The following is a 26,023-nucleotide window of genomic DNA, read 5'->3' on the forward strand; positions in this document are numbered from 1 at the left end:
ATTTACCACTCACGGATAATGGGCTTGAGGCGTCAGCACCAGAACGCGCCACCCGGGCACAGCCACGTAAACCTGTGCTTCGGATGGTGCCTCTGGTGCTGGCGTCAATGTTTGCTGGCGGGGTGATCGGCATGTATTTCCAACCCCCGCCTTGCGTGCGTTCTTTGAAACCACGGGACTGACACCGGGCGCAGGGACGGACACTCCTATTGCCGTCGCCGTTGCCAAAGTCAGCACACAAGAAGAAGTGGCCGTTGTCAGCGAAGGGGATATCGTCGCTTTGGGTCGTATCCTGCCCGCAGGCGATGTGACCCGGATTGCCACGCCATTCGGCGCCAGCGACGCCCGCATTCATGCGCTAAAAGTGGCGGTGGGGGATACCGTCGCACAAGGCGATACGTTGGCAATCCTCGACAACAGGCTCGATTTGGAGAGCGGCATTGAAATGGCCGCAGCCACAGTCAAGGTCCGCCAAGCGACCCTCATGCAATCCCGCGAGACCGTGCGCGCCAGCCGCGAGGAAGCGGCTGCCAATCTGGAGCGTGCCGAGGTAACGGCGAAACAGGCGGAGTCCGAACTGGCACGGGCCACGTCCTTGCTGGATCGCGGCGTCACCACCCGGGCTGACTTTGACGAGGTGGTTGCGCGGGCCACCGAAGCCGCGCGCGACGTGGAACGAAATCGCGCCACGCTGTCGCGGTACAATACGTTGTCCGGTTCGGTGCAGGCCGACATTGCCGTGGCCGAAGCCAATCTTGAGGCTGCGCGCGTCGATCTGCGCCGCGCTGAACGGGAGCTTGAGCGCAGCATTGTCCGCGCGCCGCAAGATGGCACCGTTCTCGACATAAATGTGCAGGTGGGGGAACGCCCGGATACCGACGGCATCCTGAATCTTGGCGACATCGGGCAGATGACGGTCGAGGCTGAGGTGTACCAGACCCTGATCGGGCGCGTGTCTATTGGTGATCCGGTGACAGTGACTGCGGCGGCCTTGGGTGACGTATTGACTGGCACCGTACAGGCGATTGGGCTGGAGATTGGTCGCCAGTCGATCACCTCGGATGATCCTGCAGCCAATACGGATGCGCGGGTGGTTGATGTGATTATAAAGCTTGACCCGGCCTCTTCGGACAAGGCCAAGCGCTACACCAACCTTGAAACAATCGTGCGCATTGATACGGCGCAACCCGCATGAGCAGGCTGTTGCAACGAATGTTTGGGCGCCTTCCGATCGGGTGGTTGCAGCTGACGCACAGCAAGGCCCGGTTTGCGGCGGCACTTGCAGGCGTCGCCTTTGCCACGCTTCTGGTGTTCATGCAGTTGGGAATCTTGGGCGCGCTTAACAGCTCAACGATAGCCCCCTACAGCTTCTTTGACGCGGACATCATCATTTCTGCCGAAGACGCCAACACCCTTACCGATGGCAGCAACGTCGCGCGCAGCCGCCTGTTTCAGGCGTTGGGTGTGGCTGGGGTCGCGTCCGGCACGCCGCTCTATATCGGCTCTCTCGACTTCCAATTGGATGGCGGCAGCACGGCCAGCTTGCAAACCTACGCCCTCGACACTCAGGGACAGACCTTTGTCACTCGCACCATTGCCGAACAGCTCAATCGGCTGATCCCTGAAAACACCGCGTTGATCGACACGGCCATGCGCGGCGTGCCGACAAGCGCGTTTGACGGATTACGCGCGGGCCAACCCTTCGCGTTCGAGATCAACGGCAAGACCCTGACAGCCGTGGGGACGTTGACAATGGGCGGCGGGTTCACCGCTGACGGCACCTTGTTTGTGTCCGACCAGACATTTCTGCGGTTCTTCAGCGGGCGCAGCAGCGGCGCGCCCAATCACATCCTGCTCAAAGTGACAGATGGCGCGACACCTGACGAGGTTGTAGCCCGTCTCCGCGCGGTTCTGCCTGCGGAAGCGGTCAAAGTGCAAACCCTCGAAGAAGCGGCCAATGCCGATCTGGCCTACCAAACGACAGAGCGTCCCACTGGCATCATCTTTGGCTTTGGCGTTCTGATCGGGATCATCGTGGGTATCGTGATTGTCTATCAGGTGTTGTCGACCGACGTTGCGGATCACTTAAGCGAATATGCCACGTTCAAAGCGATGGGCTATGGACAGCCGTTTTTCCTTGGGATCGTATTCGAGGAGGCGCTTGTGCTGGCCGTCTTCGGGTTCATCCCAGGCCTATTCATCTCCATGCTCCTTTACATGGGGATGAGTGCCGCCACGGGGCTTCCCGTGGAAATGGAAATTGCCCGCATCGTATCCGTCTTTGTCGGAACCCTTGTCGCGTGCTGCCTCTCGGGCGCGATTGCAACCCGGCGGCTGGCAGGCGCTGATCCGGCGGACCTGTTCTGATGACGGACGCGTCCCCCATCATCACCTCTGGCCTTGACCACTTCTTCGGTACGGGTGAGGCGCGCAAACAGGCCATCTGGGACGTGAACCTGGAAATAGCGCTGGGCAAGCTGACTGTTCTGATGGGGCCGTCCGGATCCGGCAAGACCACCCTACTTACGCTGATGGGGTGCTTGCGGGACGTCAAGGATGGCAGCGTCAAACTGTTGGGCACGGAGCTCAACGGCGCGCCCGAAAAACAACTGGTCGCATTGCGACGCAAGCTGGGGTTCATCTTTCAGGCACACAATCTGCACGAAAGCCTGACAGCGACCCAAAACGTCATGATGGGGCTACAAGTGCACGGGCGCGGTGATCCGATCAAACAACTGGCCGCGGCACATCACATACTGGGGCTGGTTGGTCTGGCAGATCGCCGTGACTATCTGCCGGGCAACCTGTCCGGCGGGCAAAAGCAGCGGGTCGCTATTGCGCGGGCGCTGGTCTCGAATCCAAAGGTCGTCTTTGCCGACGAACCCACCGCGGCACTGGACAAGGTGTCGGGCCGTACCGTCGTCGAAATGCTCAAGGCGCTTGGCGTACAACGCAACACAACCACGGTCATGGTCACGCATGATAACCGCATCCTTGAGATGGCGGACAGGATCATAACGCTAGAGGAAGGCCGCGTGGTGAAGGACGTCGTCCAGCCCACCAAACCCCTGCAACTTGTCGAATTGACCAAGAGTTGACGCGATGATCGAACCCGACCGCGCCGTGTCATTGATGGATCGTCGCACGCTGATCCTTGGTGCATCAGCGCTTTCAGTGACAGCCTGCGCCGGCCAGGTGCCAAGCCTCGACGAATTGCCCGACCCAAACACGCCTGATCCGCTCGCTCGCTATCGGTTTTCAACGTCAGACGATGCGGAGACTTGGGTGCGCCACCTCGACCCATCCCGGATGCGCGGGGGACCCGACATGCTTGCGCTGTCTGGCGGCGGAGAGGATGGCGCATTTGGCGCTGGTGCCCTGAATGGCTGGACCTCGCATGACAGCAGGCCCGAATTTGACCTTGTTACGGGCATTTCGACCGGCGCCCTGATCGCGCCCTTTGCCTTTGCTGGACCGGAACACGACGCGGCGTTGAAACAGATTTTTACCCAGCACGGCCCCGATGACATCTTGCGCTTGCGGGGGTTGCATGGACTGCTGAACGACTCGCTTTATGATGTAAAACCGATGGCAAACCTGATTGCCAAGTACACCTCAGCCGATGTGTTGAACGTCGTCGCCGCGCGTCACGCAGATGGGGCACGCCTGTTTGTGGTCACATCCAATCTGGACACGGGGAAAGGCACGGTCTGGAACATGGGCGCACTCGCATCTGATGGGCAGCATGAGTTGTTTCGCGAGGTGATGCGCGCCTCGTCCGCGCTGCCCGGCCTGTTTCCGCCGGTCACGCTTCAATACACAACCGAAGGCCGTACTGTCCGCGAAACCCATATCGACGGCGGCGTGAACATGCAGCTGTTGGCAGTGCCGCCCGCCGCGTTTTCAGGTCCCGCGCGTCGCGGAGATGGCGGCCATCTATACGTCGTGATCAACAACACGCTTGATCCATCCCCCCAACCCGTTGCGCGCAACGTCATGTCAATTTCTCAACGCGCACTCACCACGATGATCCGCTCAAGTGCGGCTGAAACAGTGCGATCCGCGCGCCTGTTTTCCAAGCAAAGTGACCTTGATCTTTCGGTGGCGTCCATCGCTCAGGATTCCGGCATCACGTTCGATCCAAGCGCACGGTTCAACCAGCAATACATGCAACAGCTCTTTGCACATGGGTACGACCGGGCGGCGCGCGGCGCTTTGTGGGGCAATCTTCCCAAAACGATCTAACCGACACCCATGCGGGCCACAAATCGTCACAGAGCCGACGGTGAAACACGCAGCAAAACGTGGTCCAGTTCAAGAAAACACTGAAATGACAGGCCATGGCACAAGATCAAAAACATATCCTGATTGTAGAGGACGATGCCGAGATTGCAGACATGGTCGGCAAAGCCCTTGGTCATGCCGGATATCATGTGTCTGCTGTCATGACCTCGGACGAAGTACACATCACCTTTGCGCATGACCCGCCCGATCTGGTGCTGCTCGACATCATGCTGCCCGGGGACGACGGTATTGATATCATACGCCAAATCCGCCTCAACCGCACCACGCCCGTGATCATGCTGACGGCCCTGAGCGAAACCGGGGACAAGGTCAACGCCCTGCGCCTTGGCGCGGATGATTACGTATCAAAGCCGTTCAATTCTCAGGAACTTCTGGCCCGGATCGAAGCGGTGTTGCGCCGGGCTGCGGCGTCACCAAAACTAGCGCGCGACGTATATCTGGAGTTTGACGGCTGGCGGCTCGACACCCGGTCGCGCGACTTTCGGGCACCGGATGGATCGCTGGTCTTGCTGACCAGCGCCGAGTTCGATCTGCTGCGCGTCCTGTGCGAGCACGCCGGTCAAGTCCTGAGCCGCGACAAACTGGTTCTCATGACCCAGCAGCGTCAGGTCGAACCCTATGATCGCAGCGTCGATACGCTGATCAGCCGCATCCGGCAGAAAACTGAAACCGACCCCACGCATCCGGCCATCATCAAGACGGTGCGCAATGGCGGATATGTCTTTGCCCCCAAGGTACAGGAGATCATGCCGTGATCGAACGACTGCGCCATTGGATCGGAACGTTTGGAATCAGAGCGCAGATCGGCGCGCTGTTGGTTGGCACGCAACTTCTTGCCCATACCGTGACCTTTGGTTTCATGCTGTTTCTGTCCAGTGAACTTGGTCGTAAGTCCGAAGTCATTCTGGATCTGTCCGATCCGATGCTGAGCGTATTGCGTGTATTGGGCGACGACCCCGACAAGCTGGATGTATTGGTCGATCAGGATCACCGCTTTACCCTTGTTGACCGGGCACCGCGTGACGCCACCCTACCGAAAGTTGATGCCGTGCTGGCCGAAACGATTGGACAGGGTTCTATCCCGGGTGTCGTGGCCTTTGCCCTCCCAACGCATGCAGAGTGGCCGCCGGCACCGCGCGTTCAGCCCTTTGGCCTTGCGAGTATGGCCCCTGACGGGCGGTGGTTGATCTTTACGCCGCGCCCAAATGTTATCACGCGCACAATTCCACGTGTCGCCACGATTTTGGCGCTCAGCTTACTCGCTCTGCCGCTGATGCTCCTGTCGGTATGGGTTGGGGCATGGTTGGTGGCTCCCATTGCCCGCCTGTCCGCGGCTACGAACGCCTTTGCTCGCGATATTCAAGCGCCTGACATGGCGGTGGAAGGCGCACTGGAAGTGCGGCGGGCCATCGTCGCCTTCAATCGCATGCAGAACAAGCTGCGCAGGCTAATTGACGACCGCGCTAACACGCTCGCCTCTATTGGGCATGACATGCGCACACCGCTGACCCGCCTGCGTCTACGCCTTGAAACAGCCAACTTAGGCGCAGCGAAAGCGCCGGTGGATCGGGACTTATCGGTGCTGGAAAATATGATCGACGATGCCTTGCGGTTCATGCGCGACGATCAACAACAGGTTGACCTGCAAAACATTGATCTGACAGCGCTTTGCCAGACGGCAGTCGATGCTATGCGGGATCAGGGTCACGACGTTATTATGTCCAGCAGGGCTCGCGTTGTCGCAGTCGGTGATCTGAAACTGACGATACGGGCGCTAGACAACATTCTGAACAATGCAGTGACGCATGCAGAAGCTGCCGAGGTTGCGGTGGAAAGTAATCCAACGTCTTCCACTGCGCAGATCGTTGTCACGGACACTGGCCCTGGCATCCCTGACCACCTTATCTCATTCGTACAGCAACCCTTTAACCGGCTGCCGACCGTGGCAGCAGGGGACACGGGCGACAAAACTGGCTTTGGACTTGGCCTTGCCATCGCAAGTGATCTGATGGCGCGCCAATCCGGCGCATTGGAGCTCGCGGCAAACACACCACGTGGGCTCAGGGCAACCCTGACCCTCAAAACGCGACGCGATGGCGCATGACCGATGAACCACCCCCAAGACCCCGAATGGGCAGACCCGGGGTGTGGATCATCGTCGCGCTTCTGATCATCGCAGCCCTATCGGGCACCTACGCAGCACGTGTCTTGGTGTTTTGATGCGAGCTGTTCCTTCCACTGCAACCGAAAGGACCCAGAGATGAAACGCACGACACTTTTTATACTTCCCTTGACGCTCGCGGTACTGTCACTGGTCACATTTGCCCACGCCGATGTCGCTAGGCTGGCAGATGGCCAGCCCTGGAACGCTGATAATGGCGAAGGCCGGTCCATGACCATGACCCTTGCACCGGATGGGACCGGCCGAATGAAAATGGGGATCATGTCGCGCAAGGTTGCGTGGCGCGATGCCGATGGCGCGCTGTGCCTGAACGGATTGCCGGGCGGTGGTGAACGCTGCATGGCCTTGCAACCCGTCCAGGGTGGATACCGGGCCGAGGCAAGCGACGGAACCGTTCTGATCCTGACCCGCTGAGCCAAGCGAAAGACAGGCCAATGCTGCCCATCATCGACGCGCTTATGGACGTGGCCGCACATGTCCCGCACAGCTTTTTGTTGGCGGCGACCATCAATGTGCCGTTGGTTGCATTGGCCTATTACGTGTTCTGGTATCTGCTGGCAGATCGGCTGAAAAACTGGCGCATCCAGATCGTGCGCCGTGCCGACACCCTCCAGTTTCGGCGCGAGCTGAAGAACAGCTTTTACGTCCTGTGCGTGAACGCGAGATTCCCGCTGTGCTGACGTATCTCGGCACCATGGAATACACGCGGATTTACCTTGGCATCTCGGAGCATCACTGGCTGGTTGCCTTGCTGTCCTTTCACTGGGCGGAACCTGTTTTTCAGACTCTTTGGATTGTCCCCGTTTCGCTGATCTTCCCGCTTTACGCGCTGGCTTTGAGGATCCTGCAGATCTATGGGTTTTTGGACAATCTGAAATCCCACCTTGGGTATGAAATCTATCCAAGACGCTTGAATACAAGCCCTCTGCGGTTTCTGACTTCAAGCACCTATCACAATTTGCACCACACTAAATTCAAAGGAAATTACGGGGTTCACTTCCGATTCCGGGACCGCATGATGGGAACCGAACTTGATGACTACGAGACGCGTTATGGCGAAATCCAGATCACCAGGCGAAGCTGAACACGATTGTCCTGCCTAGGCTTTTTAGGTCGCCAAGTACCAATCAGAGACTCCTCGCTACACACCCATTGTTGGCCAGCATTGCCGTGATGGGGTCATCCATGACCTTGCTGTGGTTGTTCGATGGTTCCTTCATCGCAACAATGGTCCTGTCGGCAATTTGGGCACTGTCCGGCTGGAACTTCGCGACTACTGTTCAGACCCGTATACTGGAAGCCGCGGCTCCCAATGGTTCAATGGCATTGACCTTGAATATCTCTCCCTTCAACGTCGGCATCGCCCTCGGGGCTGCCAGTAGTGGGGTAGCCATTTTAGTTCTGACTGCACCCGAAAGCAGTCATTCGTCTGTACCACAGCATTCGGTAAAATGGGCTCGCTGCGGACATTGGAGGCGGTGCCGCAATTTCGTCCCTAGACGATCAGGCCACCGTCATTTCGGCCCATTGGCGACATTGGGCAAGGTCTTTGGATGCCGCGCTCGCAGCCCGAATAGCGGCCATTCGCCGCGAGAGCACAGTCAGCGCCTCATCAAACCGACGCTCCGCGGGATTTGCCATCTTTTGCCGTACAGCTTTCGCTTACGCAGAAAGCCTTCGCAATTGCGGCGTAGCAATCGCTGCAGTGCGGTTCAATTCACGGAAACAGCCATTGCCAAATGATAACGACGACCGTCAAGGAGCAGGCGCGTGGGGACGAAATCCCCTAGCTCTTCTTCAAAAAAGTGGGCGGGAAGCGGAAGTTCGCTGCGGGTGCGAGGTGACCATGAGCTACCGACAGAAGCGGACATTCGACGGTTTGCCCGTGCATGCCTGCAAATTCCTAGGGTCAGGATTCATAACCAATAGATTACGGTCGCTGCGAGAGCGATTGCGGACAGGAAGACCTTGGGGCACCTGTCGTAGCGTGTCGCCACCCGCCGCCAGTCCTTGAGCCTGCCGAACATGATCTCAATCCGGTTACGCCGTTTGTATCGGCGTTTGTCGTACTTCACGGTAGTCTTGCGTTGCTTTCGACCCGGGATGCAGGCGCGTATGCCTTTGTCTTTTAACGCATCTCGGAACCAGTCGGCGTCATAGCCGCGATCACCGAGCAGCCAGTCCACATTTGGTACGCTGTTCAGTAGCGCTCGCGCGCCGATGTAGTCACTGACTTGACCAGCGGTGACAAAAAGGCTGAGCGGCCGCCCTTGGCTGTCACAGATAGCATGCAGTTTGGTGTTCATGCCGCCCTTGGTTCGACCAATCAGGCGGCCACGCCCCCCTTTTTCGCGGCCATGCTGGTCGCGGTACGGTGTGCTTTCAGATAGGTCGCATCAATCATCACGGTCTTTTCCTCGCCGTGTTCGGCAGCCAGGCCGACCATCATCTGGGCGAAGATACCTTTCTCGCTCCAACGTTTCCACCGGCTGTAGAGCGTCTTGTGCGGCCCGGAGGCCTCAGGCGCATCTCGCCATCGTAACCCATTGCGGTTGATGAAGATAATCCCGCTCAACACCCTTTTGTCATCGACCCGTGGCCTGCCGTGCGACTTCGGGAAGAAAGGGGAAAGCTTGGTCATCTGCTCGTCGCTCAGCCAGAAAAGGTCGCTCATGTCACCGCTCCGTTTTCCAAGCCGTGAATCATGCAGCGCACTGAAAATCAATGCATCCTGACCCTAGGTGACCGCAAGCCAATAAACAGAAAAAAACAGGAATGGGTTCTATACCAAAACGGTCCGGCTCAGCGAGTTGAGGTTAAGGTCCACGTTCGCTTTGTATCTCTAGGCTACGTCATCATTAAGTCGCGACAGCAAATGGCCAATTGGGCGGTTCTCATTTGTCAGGTCGTGGAGTGTGAGTTGGGAAAGGGAGTCAAAGAAAGCTGTCTGTGCAGCCTTCAAAGCCGCTGTAAGCGGACACAACGGCGACAAAATGCAGGATCCGCCATCGGCCCTCATGCATTCAACAAGTACGCTTTGACGTTCAAGGTCTCGCAAAACAAGACCCACATTAATGTCTTTCGTATCCACGGCAAGTTTCAGTCCACCCGCTCTGCCGCGCATCGAAACGACATAGCCTTCCCGCACAAGCCACTGGGTGACCTTTGCAAGATGATTGTATTTTGCCCCGTGAATGACTGCAATCTGACGCGTTGTCAGCATGTGTCTATCCGCCACCGCCAGATGCATGAGCGTGCGGATCGCGTAGTCAGAGAATGTTGAAAGCTGCATATCTGATACCTATTGCATTTTATTGGTAACTCAAATGCAAAATATAAGTTTCATCACAGTATTTCTGATCCTCCCCCGGAAGTGGTCCGCTGTTATGTTTAGAAAAACAAAGGATCAAGATGGCTACGAAGACGCACGGGCGAGACGGAATTTTCACGAAGTTTCGGCAGGTTGAGATGCTTGTAGGGCAAGGAATGCTGCGGGTCGACGCGATCCGTGAAGTGCGCATCATCGAGCAGACATACTATCGCTTGCGCAAGCAGTATGGCGGGATGGGAACCACCAACTTAAGGAACTCAAAGGAGTGCAGAAGGAGAATGAGCGGCTAAGGAAAACGATACGTGACCTGACGTTCGACAAGTTGATCCTGACCGAGGCCGCCATGGGAAACTTCTGAGCCCCGCCGGCCGTCGAGCCTGCATCGACCTCGTGGGTGCTTCGGGGCGGCGTGCCTGCCGGGTACTGCGCCAGCATCGCTCGACACAAGGCAAGCTGTCGCGGGGTCCGTGCGGCAGAAACCCTGATAGAACAGTGGAAGGAGGCACTACAACACCGAACGACCCCACAGGGCTCTGGGCTACCGCCCATCAACCCTGGAAACCATTGTTCCGGAGGAAGCCCGGCCAATTATGAACCAAGAATCAAACCGGACCATTCAGATGGGGCTGATCATTTCCCTATGGAAACTGCGATTGCCCTGACCGAATGACCACGACAGCAGGATCGTACTGCTTTTGGGGCTATGATCCTGTGTCAGAGTTTTGGCGGATCACCCGGTGCTTTCTGGAATTCGGTCAAACCAAAGGACAACCCGCGACCAATCCTGTGCACTAACGTGGACCATTGCTCACGTTGCGGCGAGCTGATGTGTTCTTTCAGGACCTCGTCAAAAAGGGTCAACCACCCCTCAAAATGTTCCGGTCGAACGTTTCCTGCATCCATGTGCGCGCGCATCGGATTGCCGGAATAAGACCGCTCAAACAGCAGTGCATTCGCCCAGAAACGGGTGATCTTTTCCTCATGCTCTGGCCAGTTTTTGACACGCTCAGCAAAAATCGGGGCGAGCGTTCTGTCCTTCCGGACGCGCTGGTAAAATACCGCCACCACGTCTGCGATAGCCTTCCGATCAACATCAATGCGGGGTGGGGTCACTTGGCAAGTCTCCATTCGATCGCAGGCAGGATGAAGCTATTTTTTTGGTGTATCACTCAAGAAGCTAGTTAAAACTATTTTTTTGATGTAGATGATTCTGACAAGCGCGAAGCACCCGAGCTGAGATCAAGTGAGCATATCCAAAGTGCCGGCACATACTTCTGGTTTTTCATGCTTTAAATCGTACGCTTAAAATAGGCATTGTAAATACCATTTAAAAGCCCTAAAACACTTTCACAGAATTCGTGGTCGGGGCAGCTAAGGAGTGAAGCGACAAAAACAGTGTTTTGCCTGACCTCTCTGCGTCAGGCATCCGATAGGGCGATGAGTTTGCGGCAGCCCTAACTGGAATAGCCGCAGTCAGGGATCAATGCACATTTGGCCATCACCGCGCGCGGTCGCCATCCACTTTCCAGGCGGCCATCGCCCAAAAATCTGCTTGAGATCAAAGAAATGCCTCTCCGGCCTCATGCCCCTTGCTTGTCAGTGGGCAACAGGGATTTGCACATGCTGATTGCCGCGCGACTGTTAATCGTAATGTCTCTGCTCATTTGGGCCGGAGCATCAATTTCAGCCAATATGATTGCGGCGCCTGCGAAGTTTCAGGTGGCCGACTTGACGCGGCCAGTTGCCCTGCAAGTCGGGCGCGTGCAGTTCTTATGGGTGGGGTATCTGGAGATGGTCCTCGCTGCATTTGCCGCGCTTGCCATCGCGATCGAAACGCGCCGTGTGCAAACATGGGTCCTTGTCGCCCTGTCAGTCTTTGTCGTCCAACGCTTTGTCGTTCTGCCACAGCTGTCAGAGCTCACAGATCAAGTGATCGCCGGCACCGCATTGAGCGGCTCAAAGCTGCATCTGGTTTTCATTGCGCTGGAGTGCACAAAACTACTTGCCTTGTTGCTGGCCGCAGCGATGGCATTGTTCCCTCCCACACTTCAGACAGGACGGATTTGATATGGATATTGCGGCAGCCCGCACCCCCCTGGAAAGCGCGCCGGGTTGAGGAACCAATCGCCACGGTGATCAAGCGCTGGCTGCAGTTGGCAGTATCAGATCTGAAGCGGCACCCAACTACGGCGGTCTGTTACGGCATCGCTCTTTGTGCCGCCGGATGGGTGACAATACTGCTGCTTTGGTATTTCGACCTCGAATGGGCGCTGCTGCCCATTCTGGCGGGCGGCATGTTGGTAGGGCCACTGGCGACCGTCGGGCTTTATAGCATGAGCCGTCGCGGTCAGGACGGGGGGGCAACTGATGTGGCGTCCCCTGATCAGGTCATCCTGATCGGCATCATCTTGATGGTTTTCGCTCTGGCCTGGATTCGCGCCGCAACACTCATTTTTGCGATCTTCTTCGGCCTTCTGCCCTTCGCGGGGTTTGTCGAGACGATGACGACACTGCTGTCGAGCCCTCAAGGGATTGCCACGATTGTGGTTGGCAGTGTGTTTGGCGGGCTGTTTGCGGCGCTTGGCTTTGCGATCTCCGTTTTCTCTATTCCAATGTTGGTGGATCGCAAGATCGATTGTTTCTCTGCCATGGGCCTCAGCTTCAACGCAACCACACATAACTTCCGCCTGATGATCAGCTGGGCGGTTGTTGTCTGTGCAGGCATTCTGATCGGCCTGCTCACTGGTCTTCTGGGCCTCATCTTCATTTTCCCGCTTCTCGGGTTTGCCACATGGCATGCCTATTGCGACCTCTTCAAAGGAGAACGCGCATGACTGTTTCTTTGCCTCACGACGCAATTAAGTATGCGCAGACCAAAACCTTTGATGAGACGACCATTCCCCAGCCACTTCTGAGCAATCACAGTACCAAGCCTAACTCTTGGGGATTGATCGTGATCGAAAGTGGCCAGCTGCTGTACACGCGCATTGACCGGGAGCCGCAGCTTTTGGCTCCCGAAAACCCGGGCGTGGTCCTGCCCGGAGAACTGCACAAGATTGCGCCGGATGGGTCGGTCCGTTTCCACATTGAGTTCTACCATGATCCCGCGACCAAGGACGCGGACCGTGACAACGAGGAGGTTGCGCTATGACCAACTCTGAACGCGTCGAAATCGGTGTAATCTTCGCTGTCACATTCTTGGTGTTCCTCCTCGGCGTTGCGATCCTGGGGTTTGGCCGGGAGGCTGGATATGTCTTTCACGGCTGGCTGATCGCGATTGTGGCCGGCTGGGGGTTAATGAACCTGATCAACCGGCTGAACGACACGCGACCCGATATCCCCCATGAATACAGTGACACAGTTATCAAATGGGGTGTTGGGGCGACCTTTATCTGGGGCGTGATCGGCTTCACCATCGGTGACATCTTGGCGTGGCAACTGGCGATCCCGTCCTGGAACGGCGACATGTCATGGTCCAACTTTGGACGTATACGACCCATGCACACCACTGCCGTTATATTCGGCTTTGGTGGTAACGCTCTGATGGCCACATCATTCTATGTTGTGCAGCGGACATCGCGGGCCCGGCTGGCCAGTGAAGTCTCTCCATGGTTTGTCTTCTTCGGCTACAATCTGTTCGTCCTGTTGGCGGTCACAGGCTACCCGATGGGCATCACCCAATCTAAGGAATATGCCGAACCGGAGTGGTACGCCGATCTGGTTCTGACCTTTGCATGGGTAGGTTACCTGTGGATTTACATGCGCACGCTTGCCAACCGGGCAGAGCCACACATCTACGTCGCAAACTGGTACTACATGGGTTTTATCGTGGTGATCGCGATGCTGCACGTGGTCAACAACCTCGCAATGCCGGTCAGCATTGCCTATCCCAAAAGCTATTCACTGTTTTCCGGCGTTCAGGATGCCATGACGCAATGGTGGTATGGTCATAACGCCGTGGGTTTCCTGCTGACCGCCGGATTCCTCGGGATGATGTACTACTTCCTGCCCAAGGCGGTGAACCGGCCGATTTATTCCTACCGCCTGTCGATCATCGGGTTCTGGGGCATCACCTTCCTGTACCTCTGGGCGGGGTCTCACCACCTGCATTACACTGCCCTGCCCGATTGGGTGCAGTATCTGGGTATGACCATGTCAGTCATCCTGCTGGTGCCCAGCTGGGGGTCGGTGTTCAATGGAATCCTGACCATCAACGGTGCTTGGGACAAGGTGCGCACAGATCCCGCCGTACGCTTCATGATGGTCGCGATCCTGTTTTATGGGCTGGCGACATTCGAGGGCTCCTTCCTCGCCATTCGTCCCGTAAACACGCTCAGCCACTACACAGATTGGACTGTGGGTCATGTGCACGCGGGCGCGCTGGGTTGGGTCGCCTTCATCAGCTTTGGGGCGATGTACAAGATGGTGCCATGGATCTGGAAGCGGGAAGGCACCTATTCACTGCGCCTTGAGGCCTGGCACTTCTGGCTCGCCCTGTCCGGCACGCTGATCTACGTCGGCGCGATGTGGAACAGCGGCATCACCCAAGCGCTGATGTGGCAGACCTATGATGCAGACGGCAATTTTGTCTACGCCTTCATTGATACGGTGGATGCAATGCGCCCCTACTACTTTGCCCGGGCCATCGGCGGGCTGCTCTATCTGATCGGGGCCTGTCTCGGAGCCTACAATATCTACATGACCGTCAACGGGCCCCGCATGGCACCCGTATCTGATGCAAACCGTCCAATTCTGCAGCCGGGGGAATAAAGCAATGAGCACACCACACCAACGGTTGGAACGTAACGGCATCGGGTTCGCGCTGATGATCCTGTTCGTGGCCTCACTGGGTGGCCTTTTTGAGATTGCCCCTCTGTTCACCATTGAAAACACCGTGGAGAAGGTCGATGGGATGCGCCCCTACACGCCGTTGGAAAGCGCCGGGCGCGATATCTATGTGCGCGAAGGGTGCTACGCCTGCCACAGCCAGATGATCCGCACACTTCGCTCGGATGTGGACCGGTATGGTCATTACAGCCTTGCCGCCGAAAGCATGTACGATCACCCGCACCAATGGGGATCAAAGCGCACCGGGCCGGATCTCTCCCGTGTGGGTGCGAAATACTCCGACATCTGGCATGTGGCACATCTGACCAATCCGCGTGATTTTGTCGAAGGGTCGGTGATGCCAGGTTACAGCTTTCTGCTGGAAAACAGGCTTGATACGCAGCAGCTGAGCGGCGCCTTGACTGCATTGCGGCGCGTTGGCGTGCCCTATTCGGATGACCAGATCAACCATGCGGCAAGAGACGCCTTGCGGCAGGCCGACCCACTTGCGGATTACGAGGATGATCTGCGCGAAAGCTATGGCGAGAATGTGCAGGTCCGCGATTTTGATGGCCAGCCCGACCAGTTGACCGAAATGGACGCGGTTGTGGCATATCTGCAAATGCTGGGGACACTCGTTGATTTTGACAGCTTCGATGCGGAGGCAAACAACAGATGACCCATGATACAGTTCTTGTTTTCTCCAAGACCTGGGGCGCAGTTTACCTGCTGGTCGTGTTCTTGTTGGCCGCTCTCTGGGTCTATTGGCCGTCACATAAGAAAACCTACGACAAGGCAGCACAATCCCCTCTCAGCGACGAGGAAATCAAACGATGAAACCTGAGCTGGACGAGACGAGCGGACAGGAAACCACCGGCCATGAATGGGATGGGCTGAAGGAACTGAACACGCCTGTGCCACTGGTCTTTCGGATCTCGCTGTGGCTGACAGTCATTGTCTCAGTCATCATTTGGGTGCTCTATCCCTCGTGGCCTGGCATCTCGGGATATGTGAAGGGTATTGCGGGATATTCGTCGCGTGACAGGGTTGCCGTTGCTGTGGACGCGCGCCAGGATCTCCGCCTGATGCAAATGCCAGAATTTGCCGAACTCGATGTTGCCGCATTGGCTGAGGATACAACGCTTGAGGCCAAGTATGGCGAGGCCATTGGCGTGCTTTATCGCGACAATTGCGCGGCATGCCATGGGCGCGACCTGAAAGGGCAGACAAACTTTCCCAATCTGACAGATGATCATTGGCTTTGGTCCGGCACGCCCGAGGAAATTGAATACACGCTGCAAGTTGGGATCAACCACCTTGATGACGATACCCGTTGGGCGGAAATGCCAGCCTTTGGTGATGGTATGATCGAAAGCTCTGATCTGAAAGCTGTGGTGGAATATGTCCTCCAGATTTCCGGCTCTAAGCATAACACAGAACTGGCGAAAACCGGCGTAACTGTTTTCGAGGACAATTGCTCCAGCTGCCACGAGGAGGGTGGCATTGGCGGCATGGAAAGCGGAGCGCCTAGCCTCGTGGACGACGCATGGATATATGGCGGGTCGCGCGAGGTGCTGACCCAGACCCTCAAATACGGACGCCGAGGTGTCATGCCGGGCTGGTCGGGACGGTTGACCGAAGAAGAGATCAAGAAGCTGACAATGTATGTGCTGTGGGCTGGTCAGGATGAGGAAAAGGACGATGCCTCGAACTGAAAAAGAGCCGCAGTTCCGCAACAAGATGTTCGCAATGATCGGACTGCTGTTGCTGGGCTATATCGGGATCAAGTCCTGGCACATCTATATCTCAATTGACGCCTACCAAGGGCAGGTTCTGGAACGCAGCATCAAGGGGGCCGCGAAGTGACACAGGCAAGCCTGACCTTTGCCCTGGATGGCGTGAATTGCGCAGGCTGCATTGCCAAGATCGAACGCCATTTGGGCGCGCAGCAGGGGGTTGTGCTCGCCCGCGGCAATGCCACCGTCAAACGCATTCGGCTGGTCTGGGACCCCGCCCTGCAAACCGCAGATACGCTGATCGACCAAATCCGCGCGATTGGCTACGACGCCCTGCCGTTTCAGATAGGAGACGCAGCACCGGTCGAGCCTTCCTTGCTGCCGCAACTGGGATTGGCCAGTTTTGCGATGATGAACATCATGGCAATTTCCTTTGCGGTCTGGGCGGGTGTCGCCACTGATATGGGGTCGGGCAGTATGCAGTTTCTGCATTGGATTTCAGCCGGCCTTGCCACCCCTGTCGTCTTATATTCCGGTGCGGTCTTTTACGCGCCCTCGCTGCGCGCTTTGCGCCATGGCTCGATGACGATGGACACGCCGATCTCCATCGCCATCGCGATCACCTATCTGGCCAGCTTGTTTGAAACCCTGCGCGGCACCGAACACGTCTATTTTGACGCTGTTACGACTTTGGTCTTCTTCCTGTTGATCGGCCGCGTGATTGAGCGTGCGTTGAAACGACGCTCAGGGGATGCGGCAGAGAACCTGCGCAACCTCATGCAGATTGATGCAAGGCGCGAAGGGGCGGATGGGCGCATAGAAACTGTTGCCGCGGGTGATCTGCTTCCAGGCGATGTAATCCTTGTTGGGAGTGGCGAGCGGGTGCCTGCCGATGGGGCGCTGTTGTCGGACCATGCACAGGTGGATGAAAGCGTCATAACGGGCGAAACCCTTCCACGGGAGGTCACCAAATCCCAAGCCGTTGTGGCCGGGGCCATCGTGCATACCGGTCCGGCAAGACTGCAGGTCACCCATATCGGTGAGGATGCGCAGATCGGCAAGATTTCCCAAATGATCACGGATGTCGTTGCAAACAAGAGTGCAGCGCAACAACGGGCCGACCAATTCGCGCGCGGGTATATTCCGCTGGTGCTGGGCGGCGGTGTTGCTGGTTTTGCTCTGTGGTACTTTCTTTTGGGCGCCAGTTTTGCCGACGCGTTGATGATCGCCGTTGCCGTGCTGGTGGTAACCTGCCCCTGCGCTGCCGGGCTCGCGACCCCTGCGGTTTCTGCGCGGGCCGTCAACATGTTGATGCGCGCAGGCATCGTCGTGAAATCAAGTGATGCATTGGAACGGCTGAGTGACGCGAACGTCGTGGTTGCTGATAAGACTGGCACGCTGTCCGAGCCGCTTCCGGTGCTGCAGGTGCCCGATGCCGCCATACGTCACGCCGCCGCAAGGCTTGCAGCTGGCAGCGCGCATCCATTGGCCAAGATGTTGTGCGACGGGCTGGACGTGATGCCGTTGCCTGATCTGCGAGAGATTCCAGGGCAGGGAATTGAAGCGCCCGATGGCGCGCGGCTCGGCTCTGCACAATTCGTTGGGGGGCGGAGATAACGGAGTTTCCGACCCTGTGGTATCGCTCTCCTGCAGGTCAAATACATGGTTTCCGCTTTCGCGAAACCGCCCGCGCTGGATTGCCAGATATGCTCGGGGCGTTGGACGCTCTGGACATGCCACTGACTCTTTTATCCGGTGACGCGCAGCCCTCGGTCGCAGCCTTCGCTCACAGCAATGCAATCCCGTCGCACCGTGGCGGTGCTGCACCACATGACAAGCTGTCATTTCTGAGAACGGCGATGGAAGCTGACAAAAAACCTTTGATGCTGGGGGATGGGATCAATGATGCGCCTGCGCTAAAGGCTGCATATGTCTCGATCTCATTCGCTGGTGCCACAGAGGTCGCCCAGGTTGCGGCAGACGTCGTCCTCGTCAAACCTGACCTCACATTGGTACCGCGGACAATTCAGGTTGCCCGGGCCGCCCGCGACCTGATTGGCCAGAACCTGACGTTCTCAGCCGTTTACAACATCGTGACGGTGCCACTTGCCCTTGCCGGCTATCTCAGCCCGCTTGTCGCCGCGATCCTGATGTCGTCTTCCTCCATTGTAGTTCTTGCGAACGGCCTCCGCCTCAGGGTGCCCGAATGACCGCTATCATTTATCTCATCCCGATCTCTATTGGCCTCGGGCTTTGCGCCCTTCTCGGGTTCTTCTGGTCCGTGCGTGCGAGCCAATACGATAACATGGAGAGTGATGCGCATCGCATTCTCGAGGCCGAAGACAAGCCGATGAGCGACGCTCAGCGCCGTGCCCTTAACGGGTTGAGTGGAGACTCTTAAAGTTCTCGGTCCGTTATTCTCTGACGCGGCACCGATCCGCTTTGGAAAAGTTCTCTCGGACGAAAAACGCCAACAAACCCAAAAGAGCCTGAGCCTCCAATAACCCGCGCAACGCTCTCAGGATTTTGGCGATGACCTCATGCCACTTTAATTGCCGATGGCAAAAAGTTCCTCTTGCAGATCAGGACGCCACGATTTGGCTTGGCGACCGTCTTCAACACCCAGCTCATAAAGCTTCTTCATATAGGCCGGATCAAAGGCTTGGGTCGGTTTTTCGCTAAATCGCTTTGGGACGGCCAGTCCGTTCACACGCAGCCCGTCGCGCTTGGCCAGCGCAATGATGAACGCGATGTCACCATAGCTTTGCGACCGGATCAGAGTGGACAATGTCCGACCTGCCATGCTTGCCAAACGTGTACTTTGAGCTTCAAAGCGGGGCTCCAAGCGTTTGTTGTGGATGAGCCAGATTGTGTTCTCTGCGTTTGCCAAACCGACCTCTGCAAGGGTGCGTTTCATCGGCAAGTTGGCCGGGTATACGAAAATCTGTTGGGTCAATGCCCCGTCGACGTGAAGTTCTTCTTTGGTTGTGAGCCCGTCGGTTACAGGAATTCGAACCGGCTTGAAGAGCACGGGTATTGCTGCGGAGGCAAGAATGACCTTTCGGACCAATGCAAAGCTCTCTGGTGTGTCTGCGCTGGCAAGTGCCCCGATATCCCAGAGGATCGGACGTTCAGCGTCGATATTGGTGGTGCCAACGATAAGGCGGCGGCCCTTCTGATGCTCCTGACCGATTTTCCGGATAATGGCATCCGTCAGTTCTTCGGCGATGGCATCAGCCAATGGCTTGTTGTCAGCAAGCGCGCCCCCTCCGACTAGTGCACCAACGACTCTGAACCTGGCAACGCGTGTCGTGTCTGTTGTCGTATAGAACCGACGAATGGCTGCGTCATACTCCGGCCCCAGGAACGCGAAGGGCGCTATAATCGCGCCGGTGGAAATTCCTGTCACAACATCGAACTGAGGCCTTTGTCCTGTCTCGGTCCATCCGTTCAGAACCCCTGCGCCATACGCACCGTCAGGCCCGCCACCGGAAAGCGCGAGGATGTTTACGCTGCCCTGTTTTCCCGGCCTTGCAAAAACGGATTTGAACTCAGTGACAATGGACTCTTCATCGATCTCTGAAATGTCGCCAAAAGTTCGAACATCTGACGGCACACCCAGGGGCGCGAAGCTTTCATAGTCATCCCCGGACGGCGCAACAGACGCCCGATCATGCGTCGCGCACCCTGCAGCCAGAATCGCGATCAGGAAAAGACCGCCGAGAAATCGAGCTCGCCGCCACGTTCTGTCCAATTTTTGCGTGAGATGTCTCGCTGAACCGCTACCTTTTGTTTATAGTCAATGGTCCCAAAAGGCGATCACGTTGGATGAGAACCGCAACAGCGGTGGCTCATTTGGTCTCATGATTGCAAATGTCCCTGCTTGGCATCTGATCAAGTTTGGAACAGAATGTTCAGGCTTAGGGCATAACGAATTTACGAGCTTTGGTAGCACCCCAAAAATATATAGTAAATACTATACATCCACCTGTCTGGGTTGGTGCTTCCGGACCCGCAGCTGACAGGAGATTGCTATGACGTCGAAACGGCTCGAGAGACGAACCACGCCTTTGCAGACGCGGGCGAACAAGACTGTTGGACTGATCTTGGAAACAGCGGCTAAGCTGCTAGAAGAAATTGGCTTTGAAGAGCTGACAACCAACAAGATCTGCAAAGCGGCAGAGCTGACCCCTCCCGCTCTTTATCGATATTTTCCGAACAAATACGCCATTGTGTCTGAGCTGGCCAAGCAACTGATGCACTTGCAGAACACGGCGGTGGCAGAGAGTTCGGTTGATATGAAACACGATGGCCTCAATGTAGACCGAACCGTCAGGACCCTGTCTGGACAAGTTCAAATCACACGCGACTTCCCTGGCGGCGTTGCCGTGTTGAAAACGATGTATGCGACACCGCAGCTCGTTGAGGTTCGACTGAAGTCTCACGAAGAGCTTACGGACGGGCTGACGTCCTCGCTCATGAATCTGGACCTTGGCTTCGCGGAACCCGAACTTCGTAGAAGGGTACGTCTGCTGATCGAAATCGGCAATTCAGTGGTGGAAATGGTGGTGGAAAATCCCGGCATGGACGAGGCTGCCATGATCCAGGACACTGCCGAAGTCATGCATTTCTTGCTGACAAAATGAATTGCGGAAACCGTGTCTGACGAGCGCGCAAGCATGGTTTGGCGGTGATATTGGTCACCCCTTGCAGCCCCGAGATTTGCCTGGACAACGCGACGCAGCTGCGCCGTCCAGTTGCCCAAATCCACCTATTCATCTGGCTTGGATAGCGATTATTAGCTTCCTCAGTGCTATCCCAGAAACCGTCATTGATGGGTGTGCAGTTAAATGGCGTTTTATTCCGAGCCTGCAGTCGTTAGTTGCCCCAAAATCTCGCACAAGGCACGAACGTCTGGTTTTGGGAACCGGTGTTGCGAGTGCGAGCTGAACCAAATGGCTGGTAATGGGATGTACTGGCTGCTTCACCCAGCCGGTTAGGCTTGGCCTATTTCACCTGCAAATAGGAGAAGTAGCATGGCGGAGAACGATTTTGATGAGTTGATGTCGATTGGCATCGATATCGGCAAAGACACATTCCATATCGTGGCATTCGACCCTGATGGGCAGTTGGTGATGCGCAAATAGATCAAACGGCTGGCGCTGGTTCAGACGTTTGAGAAGCTGCCCCGGTGCGTGGTCGGCATGGAGGCTTGTCTGAGCGCTCATTTTGTGAGCCGGACTCTCCGCAAGATGGGCTTCGAGCCTCGGATCATACCCGCAATCTATGTGAAGCCATTCATCAAAGGACAGAAGAATGATTACAACGACGCGGAGGCGATAGCTGAAGCGGCATTGCGACCCAATCTGCCGGTTGTCCCGGAGAAGAGCCAGGAACAGCTCGACTTGCAGGCACTGCATCGCGTTCGGTCACGGCTGGTGTTGCGCCGGACGGCCACGATCAACCAGATCCGCGCCTTCCTAATCGAACAGGGGATCACGGTGCGCAAAGGTTTGCGAGCTCTGAAGAACTCATTCGAGACGATCCTGGAAGAGCGTAAGGACGAGATATCACCTCGCATGCGGACGATCTTGATTGGTCTCTATGGCGATTGGCTCTGGCTTGATGATCGGATCGAAACCGTCTCGAAGGAGATCGAACAGATCAGTCGCACCGAAGAGAACTGCATCAACGTCATGACGATCCCTGGCACCGGCCCAATGATCTCGACCGCGATGGTAGCAGCAATTGGAACGGGCGAGGCCTTTGGTCGAGGACGCGATTTTGCGGCCTGGGTTGGCCTCGTACCGCGACAATACAGTACAGGCGGTCGCACAGTGCTTGGCCGGATACCAAAGCGTGGCAGCCGATACCTGCGAATGCTCTTCGTTCAGGCCGCCAAGGTTATCTTGATGCGAACCAACCGTTGGCCGGACTTTAGCTTTGGAGATTGGCTGACGCGAGCCGCAGAACGGATGAACCGCAACAAGCTTGCTGTCGCCTTGGCCAATAAGCTGGCACGAATGGCGTGGAGCATCTTGAGATATAAAACGGCGTTTGACGCGCCCAGAGACGAGATCGCCATCGGCGTGTAAGTCGGATCGACCCAGAGGAGTTCGCGACTGAAAGAAAGCATGGAGCGGAACAATTACGCCCCCAGAGGCTGACGGCCCATTCGGTCAATTTGGACCTTGCCGCTAATGAGACCACGGCGCGTGCGTAACCCCAACACGGCCACGACCCGCGTGTCGATCAGTAGGCTGGATACATATGAGCCACTTCCGAGAACATGCGAGAAATCATTTGCCAACAGCAGCCGGTACATACATTGGGGCCGATAGTGTGCTTGAGTTCATTTTTGCCGACTGCGCAGCGTTGTTGTTTCTAGGGTCAGGAGGACCCATTGATTCCCTTTGGTGAGCGTGCTTTACGGTTAGAAAACCGAGCGGTGAACATGTCTGATTTACACTGGTTGAGCGATGGGCAGATGGCGCGTCTTGCACCGTACTTCCCGAAGTCCCATGGCAAACCACGCGTTGACGACAGGCGTGTTCTGAGCGGCATTATCTTCATCAATCGCAATGGGTTGCGTTGGCGGGATGCGCCGAGGGAATACGGGCCTCACAAGACGCTTTACAACCGTTGGAAGCGGTGGAGCGATAAGGGTGTCCTCGCCCGAATGATGGTAGGATTGACGGCTGAGCACGGCGAACAGAAGACGGTGATGATCGATGCAACCTATCTCAGAACCCATCGGACAGCGACCAGCATGGGCTTGAAAAAAGGGGGCGTGCTCGCCTGATTGGCCGCACCAAGGGCGGTATGAACACAAAGTTGCATGCCATCTGCGACAGCCAGGGCCGCCCACTCGACTTGTTCGTCACAGCGGGGCAAGTCAGCGATTATATCGGCGCGCGGGCACTGCTCGGCAGCCTGCCGAATGTCGACCGGCTTCTCGGGGATCGCGGCTACAATGCCGACTGGTTCAGAGAAGCGTTGAAAGACAAAGGGATACGCGCTTGTATCCCCGGTCGGAAGCAACGCAAGAAGACCGTCAAATACGACAAGCGCCGGTACAAACGGCGCAATCGCCCCTCTCGTGACATTGCTTCGCAATGCACTGCCGGGCAGCGATCGAGATCATGTTTGGCAGGCTCAAGGATTGGCGCCGCGTGGCAACCCGCTACGACAGGTGCCCAAAGGTTTTCCTCTCCGTAATCGCACTCGCTGCAACCGTGATCTATTGGCTATGAGTCCTGACCCTAAACTCCGCTCGGCGAGAATTTCAAGAAAACGCTAGGTACTTTCCCAGTGTAAGAACGCAAACTCCACTCCAGTTCTTGACTGGCATGTATACTTTCTCCTCACGTAGTCTGTCCGATCCGCAATCTGGCTGGAAGCTCGACCCTGTGCTCGCCCAGACCATCCTCCGGTTCCATTAACCAACGTGCAGCGGCACGACCGATGTCGTAACGCGGTGTCACTGTTGTCGTGATCAATTTTGGCAATGCAGACAAAAACCCAAGACCGTTGAAGCCCGCTAAAGCGATTTCGTTTGGCATGGAAATGTCTTCGGCAAGGCAGTGCATCAGACCACCGGCGGCCATATCGTCGTTCGCAAAGTAGATCGCATGCGGCGGGTTTTCCCGCTGCATGATCCGGTTCGTGATCGCGCGTCCAACCTCCATGGATGAGGCATCTTCGGTTGTCTCGATTGCCAGTATCTGCGCGCCCGCCTCCTTGATGACCTTTGCGAATGCCTCAAAGCGTTTTGTTGCCCGCAAATCGAGCCCGCCCTGACTGCCCACGTAGGCGAAGGTTCGATGCCCGCGTTCAATCAAATGCTTTGCCATATCTTCACCGGCCTTGATTTGCGAAAATCCAAAACAAGCGGAGACCGGATCGCCGTCCGTGTCCATGATTTCCGCGACACGCACACCAGTCTGAGCAATGATTTTTCGCAGTGAATCCGTGTGTTCCAGACCGGGGAGAATCAGGCCACGCGGGCGCCAGGACAACAGGTCGAAAACAAGGTCCTCTTCCGCCTCCAGCGAGTATTCGGACACGCCAAAAACTGGTCTGAGACCGCTTTTGTCGAGCGCGTCATTGATCCCTGACAGTACTTCGGTGAAGACGCGGTTTTGCATCGTTGGCACCACGACGCCTACTATCGGGTTGTCATATGACGCATTGCCACCGGCCAGTCGGTTGTGCACGTATCCGATCTTTCGTGCTGCGGTAACTACCTCTTTTCTTACGTCTTTTGAAATGTAGCCTGCGCTGCGCATCACCCGCGAAACCGTCATCTGACTGACGCCTGCCTCTCGCGCGACGTCATGCATGGTCGGTAGAGCCTTTTTCGAGTCTGATGATCGCCGCTTGGCCATTTGGGTGTGTCTTTCGATTCATTGCTTGACGTATGTTTACGTAAACATCTACGTTGAGTGCAATGTGTTTACGTAAACATGCGTGATGCAGCAAACGGATTAGAAAGGCGGCGGTGTGGCCGCCAGGGAGGAAAAATGAAGAAACTGCTACTCAGCTCGGCCATCGCCGTGGCGTCGGCGGGCGTCGCATTTGCCGATACCTACCGCCCGGAGTGCTTTGCACCAGCTCCGGACACATCGACGATTTCGTATGAGGCAAAGGACGGTCCATATAAGCTCGCTTTCGTAAACGGTTTTGCTGGTAATGACTGGCGTATTCAGGCAATCCAGTCGGCCAAGGCGTGGGCCGCGCGGTCAGAGAATGCCGGCAAGATCGACGAATTCACCGTGGTGTCGGTCGGCAATGACAGCGCTGCGCAGATCGCCGCTATCGATAACTTCATCGCCGCCGGTTACGATGCGATTACGTTTATTGCCGTAAACCCCACCGCCTTTGAGCCGGTCATCCGCCGTGCCGAACGCGCAGGCACGGTTCTTGTACCCTTTGATAACGTGCTGGATACCGACAAGGTCGTTCAGATCAACGAAAGCCAGATGGATCTGGGCGCGCTGAAGGCGCAGACGGTCGTAGATATCCTTGGCGGTGAGGCTGACAAGATATTGATGGTCAACGGGTTGCCCGGCAACGCGACCGACCGTGATCGCCGTCTTGGCATGATGAGTGTTCTGGAACAGGTCGACGGCCTGGAGATCGTGGAAGTTGTCGGCAACTGGGATACCGGGACGAGCCAGAAAGTCGTCGCGGATGCACTTGCAACGCATGGTGAATTCGACGCCGTTGTTTCACAGCACGGATCGGCGGGTTCGATCAACGCGATGCAGGCCGCGGGCCATCCGATTGTCCCCATGGGCGTCGACGGCGAGAACGGCGTGCGCATGCTGATGAGTGAGTTGGACATTCCGGGTGTTTCTGCCAGCCAGGCACCGGCCATGTCGGCCATTGCGTTGGAAGCGGCAGTTGCCCTTTTGGAAGGCAATGAATTGCCGCAAACGGTTTTCCTGCCGATCCCGCAGGTGAATGCTGGCGATCTTGAAGCGGGCGCGAACTTCTTCCCCGATCTGCCGAAGTCTTTCAACACCGGAACAGGCTATGCGGAGTGTTTCGCGCCATTTACACCCGAAGAACTGCTGGGCCAGTCGCCTGACAACACCTAAAATCCCGCCCAACCACTCACGTGCGGCACGCGTCATGGCG

Annotated in this window: 27 protein-coding genes and 3 pseudogenes; 25 read left to right on the forward strand and 5 right to left on the reverse strand. The window is 56.7% G+C overall.

What is annotated here, in order from left to right:
* Nucleotides 1–151: 151 nt before the first annotated feature.
* The 9 genes from ACZ1HN_RS07790 to ACZ1HN_RS07830 all read left to right on the forward strand — a co-directional run bounded on the left by ACZ1HN_RS07790 (nucleotide 152) and on the right by ACZ1HN_RS07830 (nucleotide 7,571).
* A complete protein-coding gene (locus ACZ1HN_RS07790) occupies nucleotides 152–1,195 on the forward strand; it encodes a hypothetical protein (RefSeq protein ID WP_472727064.1) in 1,044 nt (347 codons plus the stop codon).
* Nucleotides 1,192–2,367 carry an ABC transporter permease DevC gene (gene devC, locus ACZ1HN_RS07795; RefSeq protein WP_472727065.1) on the forward strand — a complete coding sequence of 392 codons (1,176 nt, stop codon included), beginning with the start codon at nucleotides 1,192–1,194 and terminating at the stop codon, nucleotides 2,365–2,367. The genes ACZ1HN_RS07790 and devC overlap by 4 nt, the downstream gene beginning before the upstream one ends.
* Complete coding sequence (locus tag ACZ1HN_RS07800) at nucleotides 2,367–3,098, forward strand: ATP-binding cassette domain-containing protein (RefSeq protein WP_472727066.1); 732 nt, start codon at nucleotides 2,367–2,369, stop codon at nucleotides 3,096–3,098. Before devC ends, ACZ1HN_RS07800 begins: the two co-directional genes overlap by 1 nt.
* 4 nt (nucleotides 3,099–3,102) lie before the next feature.
* On the forward strand, nucleotides 3,103–4,245 hold the full coding sequence (locus tag ACZ1HN_RS07805; RefSeq protein ID WP_472727067.1) for a patatin-like phospholipase family protein: 1,143 nt from the start codon (nucleotides 3,103–3,105) through the stop codon (nucleotides 4,243–4,245).
* 95 nt (nucleotides 4,246–4,340) lie between these two features.
* The gene (locus ACZ1HN_RS07810) at nucleotides 4,341–5,060 is read left to right on the forward strand and encodes a response regulator (RefSeq protein WP_472727068.1); all 720 of its coding nucleotides are present in this window, start codon (nucleotides 4,341–4,343) and stop codon (nucleotides 5,058–5,060) included.
* Nucleotides 5,057–6,409, forward strand: a complete 1,353-nt coding sequence (locus tag ACZ1HN_RS07815; RefSeq protein ID WP_472727069.1) for a sensor histidine kinase — start codon at nucleotides 5,057–5,059, stop codon at nucleotides 6,407–6,409. The genes ACZ1HN_RS07810 and ACZ1HN_RS07815 overlap by 4 nt, the downstream gene beginning before the upstream one ends.
* 156 nt (nucleotides 6,410–6,565) lie before the next feature.
* Nucleotides 6,566–6,901 (forward strand): hypothetical protein, encoded by a 336-nt coding sequence (locus ACZ1HN_RS07820; RefSeq protein WP_472727070.1) that lies wholly within the window; start codon nucleotides 6,566–6,568, stop codon nucleotides 6,899–6,901.
* A 20-nt stretch (nucleotides 6,902–6,921) separates the two neighbouring features.
* Nucleotides 6,922–7,167 carry a hypothetical protein gene (locus ACZ1HN_RS07825; RefSeq protein WP_472727071.1) on the forward strand — a complete coding sequence of 82 codons (246 nt, stop codon included), beginning with the start codon at nucleotides 6,922–6,924 and terminating at the stop codon, nucleotides 7,165–7,167.
* Entirely contained in the window at nucleotides 7,137–7,571 is a 435-nt protein-coding gene (locus ACZ1HN_RS07830) for a sterol desaturase family protein (protein ID WP_472727072.1), read from the forward strand. The genes ACZ1HN_RS07825 and ACZ1HN_RS07830 overlap by 31 nt, the downstream gene beginning before the upstream one ends.
* Nucleotides 7,572–8,403: 832 nt before the next feature.
* Here the strand turns inward: ACZ1HN_RS07830 and ACZ1HN_RS07835 are convergent.
* Together ACZ1HN_RS07835 and ACZ1HN_RS07840 are read right to left on the reverse strand one after the other, a co-directional pair.
* Nucleotides 8,404–9,161, reverse strand: a protein-coding gene (locus ACZ1HN_RS07835) for an IS5 family transposase (protein WP_472726858.1) whose coding sequence is annotated in 2 segments (ribosomal slippage) — nucleotides 8,404–8,837 and nucleotides 8,837–9,161 — 759 coding nt in all. Because the reading frame shifts where the segments join, the coding sequence is not laid out codon by codon here.
* Between the two features lie 168 nt (nucleotides 9,162–9,329).
* Nucleotides 9,330–9,779, reverse strand: coding sequence for an RrF2 family transcriptional regulator (locus ACZ1HN_RS07840; RefSeq protein WP_299207727.1), 450 nt, complete (start codon nucleotides 9,777–9,779; stop codon nucleotides 9,330–9,332).
* Nucleotides 9,780–9,898: 119 nt separating this feature from the next.
* Between ACZ1HN_RS07840 and ACZ1HN_RS07845 the strand changes: the two are divergent.
* Nucleotides 9,899–10,313 (forward strand): annotated as a pseudogene (locus ACZ1HN_RS07845) (transposase); the annotation flags it as partial.
* A 219-nt stretch (nucleotides 10,314–10,532) separates the two neighbouring features.
* On the opposite strand, the gene ACZ1HN_RS07850 reads toward ACZ1HN_RS07845, so the two are convergent.
* Entirely contained in the window at nucleotides 10,533–10,931 is a 399-nt protein-coding gene (locus tag ACZ1HN_RS07850; protein ID WP_472727073.1) for a group III truncated hemoglobin, read from the reverse strand.
* Between the two features lie 537 nt (nucleotides 10,932–11,468).
* Between ACZ1HN_RS07850 and ACZ1HN_RS07855 the strand changes: the two genes are divergently transcribed.
* The 11 genes from ACZ1HN_RS07855 (at nucleotide 11,469) to ccoS (ending at nucleotide 18,782) form a co-directional block, all read left to right on the forward strand.
* Nucleotides 11,469–11,885, forward strand: a complete 417-nt coding sequence (locus ACZ1HN_RS07855; protein ID WP_472727074.1) for a hypothetical protein — start codon at nucleotides 11,469–11,471, stop codon at nucleotides 11,883–11,885.
* 65 nt (nucleotides 11,886–11,950) lie between these two features.
* A complete protein-coding gene (locus ACZ1HN_RS07860; protein WP_472727075.1) occupies nucleotides 11,951–12,652 on the forward strand; it encodes a DUF2189 domain-containing protein in 702 nt (233 codons plus the stop codon).
* Nucleotides 12,649–12,969 (forward strand): TehB-like domain-containing protein, encoded by a 321-nt coding sequence (locus tag ACZ1HN_RS07865; RefSeq protein ID WP_472727076.1) that lies wholly within the window; start codon nucleotides 12,649–12,651, stop codon nucleotides 12,967–12,969. The genes ACZ1HN_RS07860 and ACZ1HN_RS07865 overlap by 4 nt, the downstream gene beginning before the upstream one ends.
* A complete protein-coding gene (gene ccoN / locus ACZ1HN_RS07870; RefSeq protein WP_299207711.1) occupies nucleotides 12,966–14,588 on the forward strand; it encodes a cytochrome-c oxidase, cbb3-type subunit I in 1,623 nt (540 codons plus the stop codon). The genes ACZ1HN_RS07865 and ccoN overlap by 4 nt, the downstream gene beginning before the upstream one ends.
* A gap of 4 nt (nucleotides 14,589–14,592) precedes the next feature.
* A complete protein-coding gene (ccoO, locus tag ACZ1HN_RS07875; protein ID WP_299599964.1) occupies nucleotides 14,593–15,324 on the forward strand; it encodes a cytochrome-c oxidase, cbb3-type subunit II in 732 nt (243 codons plus the stop codon).
* Complete coding sequence (locus ACZ1HN_RS07880; protein ID WP_299207705.1) at nucleotides 15,321–15,482, forward strand: cbb3-type cytochrome c oxidase subunit 3; 162 nt, start codon at nucleotides 15,321–15,323, stop codon at nucleotides 15,480–15,482. The genes ccoO and ACZ1HN_RS07880 overlap by 4 nt, the downstream gene beginning before the upstream one ends.
* Nucleotides 15,479–16,360, forward strand: a complete 882-nt coding sequence (ccoP, locus tag ACZ1HN_RS07885) for a cytochrome-c oxidase, cbb3-type subunit III (protein WP_472727077.1) — start codon at nucleotides 15,479–15,481, stop codon at nucleotides 16,358–16,360. The genes ACZ1HN_RS07880 and ccoP overlap by 4 nt, the downstream gene beginning before the upstream one ends.
* Nucleotides 16,347–16,511 (forward strand): hypothetical protein, encoded by a 165-nt coding sequence (locus ACZ1HN_RS07890; protein ID WP_299207699.1) that lies wholly within the window; start codon nucleotides 16,347–16,349, stop codon nucleotides 16,509–16,511. The genes ccoP and ACZ1HN_RS07890 overlap by 14 nt, the downstream gene beginning before the upstream one ends.
* Nucleotides 16,508–17,998 carry a heavy metal translocating P-type ATPase gene (locus tag ACZ1HN_RS07895; protein WP_472727078.1) on the forward strand — a complete coding sequence of 497 codons (1,491 nt, stop codon included), beginning with the start codon at nucleotides 16,508–16,510 and terminating at the stop codon, nucleotides 17,996–17,998. Before ACZ1HN_RS07890 ends, ACZ1HN_RS07895 begins: the two co-directional genes overlap by 4 nt.
* 41 nt (nucleotides 17,999–18,039) lie before the next feature.
* A complete protein-coding gene (locus ACZ1HN_RS07900; RefSeq protein ID WP_472729294.1) occupies nucleotides 18,040–18,591 on the forward strand; it encodes an HAD-IC family P-type ATPase in 552 nt (183 codons plus the stop codon).
* Nucleotides 18,588–18,782 carry a cbb3-type cytochrome oxidase assembly protein CcoS gene (gene ccoS / locus ACZ1HN_RS07905; RefSeq protein ID WP_299701239.1) on the forward strand — a complete coding sequence of 65 codons (195 nt, stop codon included), beginning with the start codon at nucleotides 18,588–18,590 and terminating at the stop codon, nucleotides 18,780–18,782. Before ACZ1HN_RS07900 ends, ccoS begins: the two co-directional genes overlap by 4 nt.
* 147 nt (nucleotides 18,783–18,929) lie before the next feature.
* Here the strand turns inward: ccoS and ACZ1HN_RS07910 are convergent, their stop codons facing one another.
* The gene (locus ACZ1HN_RS07910) at nucleotides 18,930–19,997 is read right to left on the reverse strand and encodes a patatin-like phospholipase family protein (RefSeq protein WP_472727079.1); all 1,068 of its coding nucleotides are present in this window, start codon (nucleotides 19,995–19,997) and stop codon (nucleotides 18,930–18,932) included.
* A gap of 418 nt (nucleotides 19,998–20,415) precedes the next feature.
* Between ACZ1HN_RS07910 and ACZ1HN_RS07915 the strand changes: the two genes are divergently transcribed.
* From ACZ1HN_RS07915 to ACZ1HN_RS07925, 3 genes and pseudogenes are all read left to right on the forward strand, one after another.
* Nucleotides 20,416–21,027 (forward strand): TetR/AcrR family transcriptional regulator, encoded by a 612-nt coding sequence (locus ACZ1HN_RS07915; RefSeq protein WP_299599958.1) that lies wholly within the window; start codon nucleotides 20,416–20,418, stop codon nucleotides 21,025–21,027.
* Between the two features lie 390 nt (nucleotides 21,028–21,417).
* Nucleotides 21,418–22,476, forward strand: a pseudogene (locus tag ACZ1HN_RS07920) (IS110 family RNA-guided transposase).
* A 359-nt stretch (nucleotides 22,477–22,835) separates the two neighbouring features.
* A pseudogene (locus ACZ1HN_RS07925) lies at nucleotides 22,836–23,634 on the forward strand (IS5 family transposase).
* Between the two features lie 111 nt (nucleotides 23,635–23,745).
* Here the strand turns inward: ACZ1HN_RS07925 and ACZ1HN_RS07930 are convergent.
* The gene (locus ACZ1HN_RS07930) at nucleotides 23,746–24,723 is read right to left on the reverse strand and encodes a LacI family DNA-binding transcriptional regulator (RefSeq protein WP_472727080.1); all 978 of its coding nucleotides are present in this window, start codon (nucleotides 24,721–24,723) and stop codon (nucleotides 23,746–23,748) included.
* Nucleotides 24,724–24,903: 180 nt separating this feature from the next.
* Here ACZ1HN_RS07930 and ACZ1HN_RS07935 point away from each other — a divergent pair, with 180 nt between their 5' ends.
* Nucleotides 24,904–25,983, forward strand: coding sequence for a sugar ABC transporter substrate-binding protein (locus tag ACZ1HN_RS07935; RefSeq protein ID WP_472727081.1), 1,080 nt, complete (start codon nucleotides 24,904–24,906; stop codon nucleotides 25,981–25,983).
* Nucleotides 25,984–26,023: the final 40 nt, after the last annotated feature.

This window comes from Tateyamaria sp. GN1-10, assembly GCF_055693845.1.

Bases quoted from the DNA above. Each gene is read 5' to 3' on its own strand.
- ccoN (WP_299207711.1), top strand. From the start codon at position 12,966: ATGACCAACTCTGAACGCGTCGAAATCGGTGTAATCTTCGCTGTCACA.
- ACZ1HN_RS07915 (WP_299599958.1), top strand. From the start codon at position 20,416: ATGACGTCGAAACGGCTCGAGAGACGAACCACGCCTTTGCAGACGCGG.
- ACZ1HN_RS07840 (WP_299207727.1), bottom strand. From the start codon at position 9,779: ATGCAGCTTTCAACATTCTCTGACTACGCGATCCGCACGCTCATGCAT.
- ccoS (WP_299701239.1), top strand. From the start codon at position 18,588: ATGACCGCTATCATTTATCTCATCCCGATCTCTATTGGCCTCGGGCTT.
- ccoO (WP_299599964.1), top strand. From the start codon at position 14,593: ATGAGCACACCACACCAACGGTTGGAACGTAACGGCATCGGGTTCGCG.
- ACZ1HN_RS07880 (WP_299207705.1), top strand. From the start codon at position 15,321: ATGACCCATGATACAGTTCTTGTTTTCTCCAAGACCTGGGGCGCAGTT.
- ACZ1HN_RS07890 (WP_299207699.1), top strand. From the start codon at position 16,347: ATGCCTCGAACTGAAAAAGAGCCGCAGTTCCGCAACAAGATGTTCGCA.
- ACZ1HN_RS07935 (WP_472727081.1), top strand. From the start codon at position 24,904: ATGAAGAAACTGCTACTCAGCTCGGCCATCGCCGTGGCGTCGGCGGGC.
- ACZ1HN_RS07855 (WP_472727074.1), top strand. From the start codon at position 11,469: ATGTCTCTGCTCATTTGGGCCGGAGCATCAATTTCAGCCAATATGATT.
- ACZ1HN_RS07805 (WP_472727067.1), top strand. From the start codon at position 3,103: ATGATCGAACCCGACCGCGCCGTGTCATTGATGGATCGTCGCACGCTG.
- ACZ1HN_RS07810 (WP_472727068.1), top strand. From the start codon at position 4,341: ATGGCACAAGATCAAAAACATATCCTGATTGTAGAGGACGATGCCGAG.
- ACZ1HN_RS07800 (WP_472727066.1), top strand. From the start codon at position 2,367: ATGACGGACGCGTCCCCCATCATCACCTCTGGCCTTGACCACTTCTTC.
- ACZ1HN_RS07930 (WP_472727080.1), bottom strand. From the start codon at position 24,723: ATGCATGACGTCGCGCGAGAGGCAGGCGTCAGTCAGATGACGGTTTCG.
- ACZ1HN_RS07865 (WP_472727076.1), top strand. From the start codon at position 12,649: ATGACTGTTTCTTTGCCTCACGACGCAATTAAGTATGCGCAGACCAAA.
- ACZ1HN_RS07825 (WP_472727071.1), top strand. From the start codon at position 6,922: ATGCTGCCCATCATCGACGCGCTTATGGACGTGGCCGCACATGTCCCG.
- ccoP (WP_472727077.1), top strand. From the start codon at position 15,479: ATGAAACCTGAGCTGGACGAGACGAGCGGACAGGAAACCACCGGCCAT.
- devC (WP_472727065.1), top strand. From the start codon at position 1,192: ATGAGCAGGCTGTTGCAACGAATGTTTGGGCGCCTTCCGATCGGGTGG.
- ACZ1HN_RS07820 (WP_472727070.1), top strand. From the start codon at position 6,566: ATGAAACGCACGACACTTTTTATACTTCCCTTGACGCTCGCGGTACTG.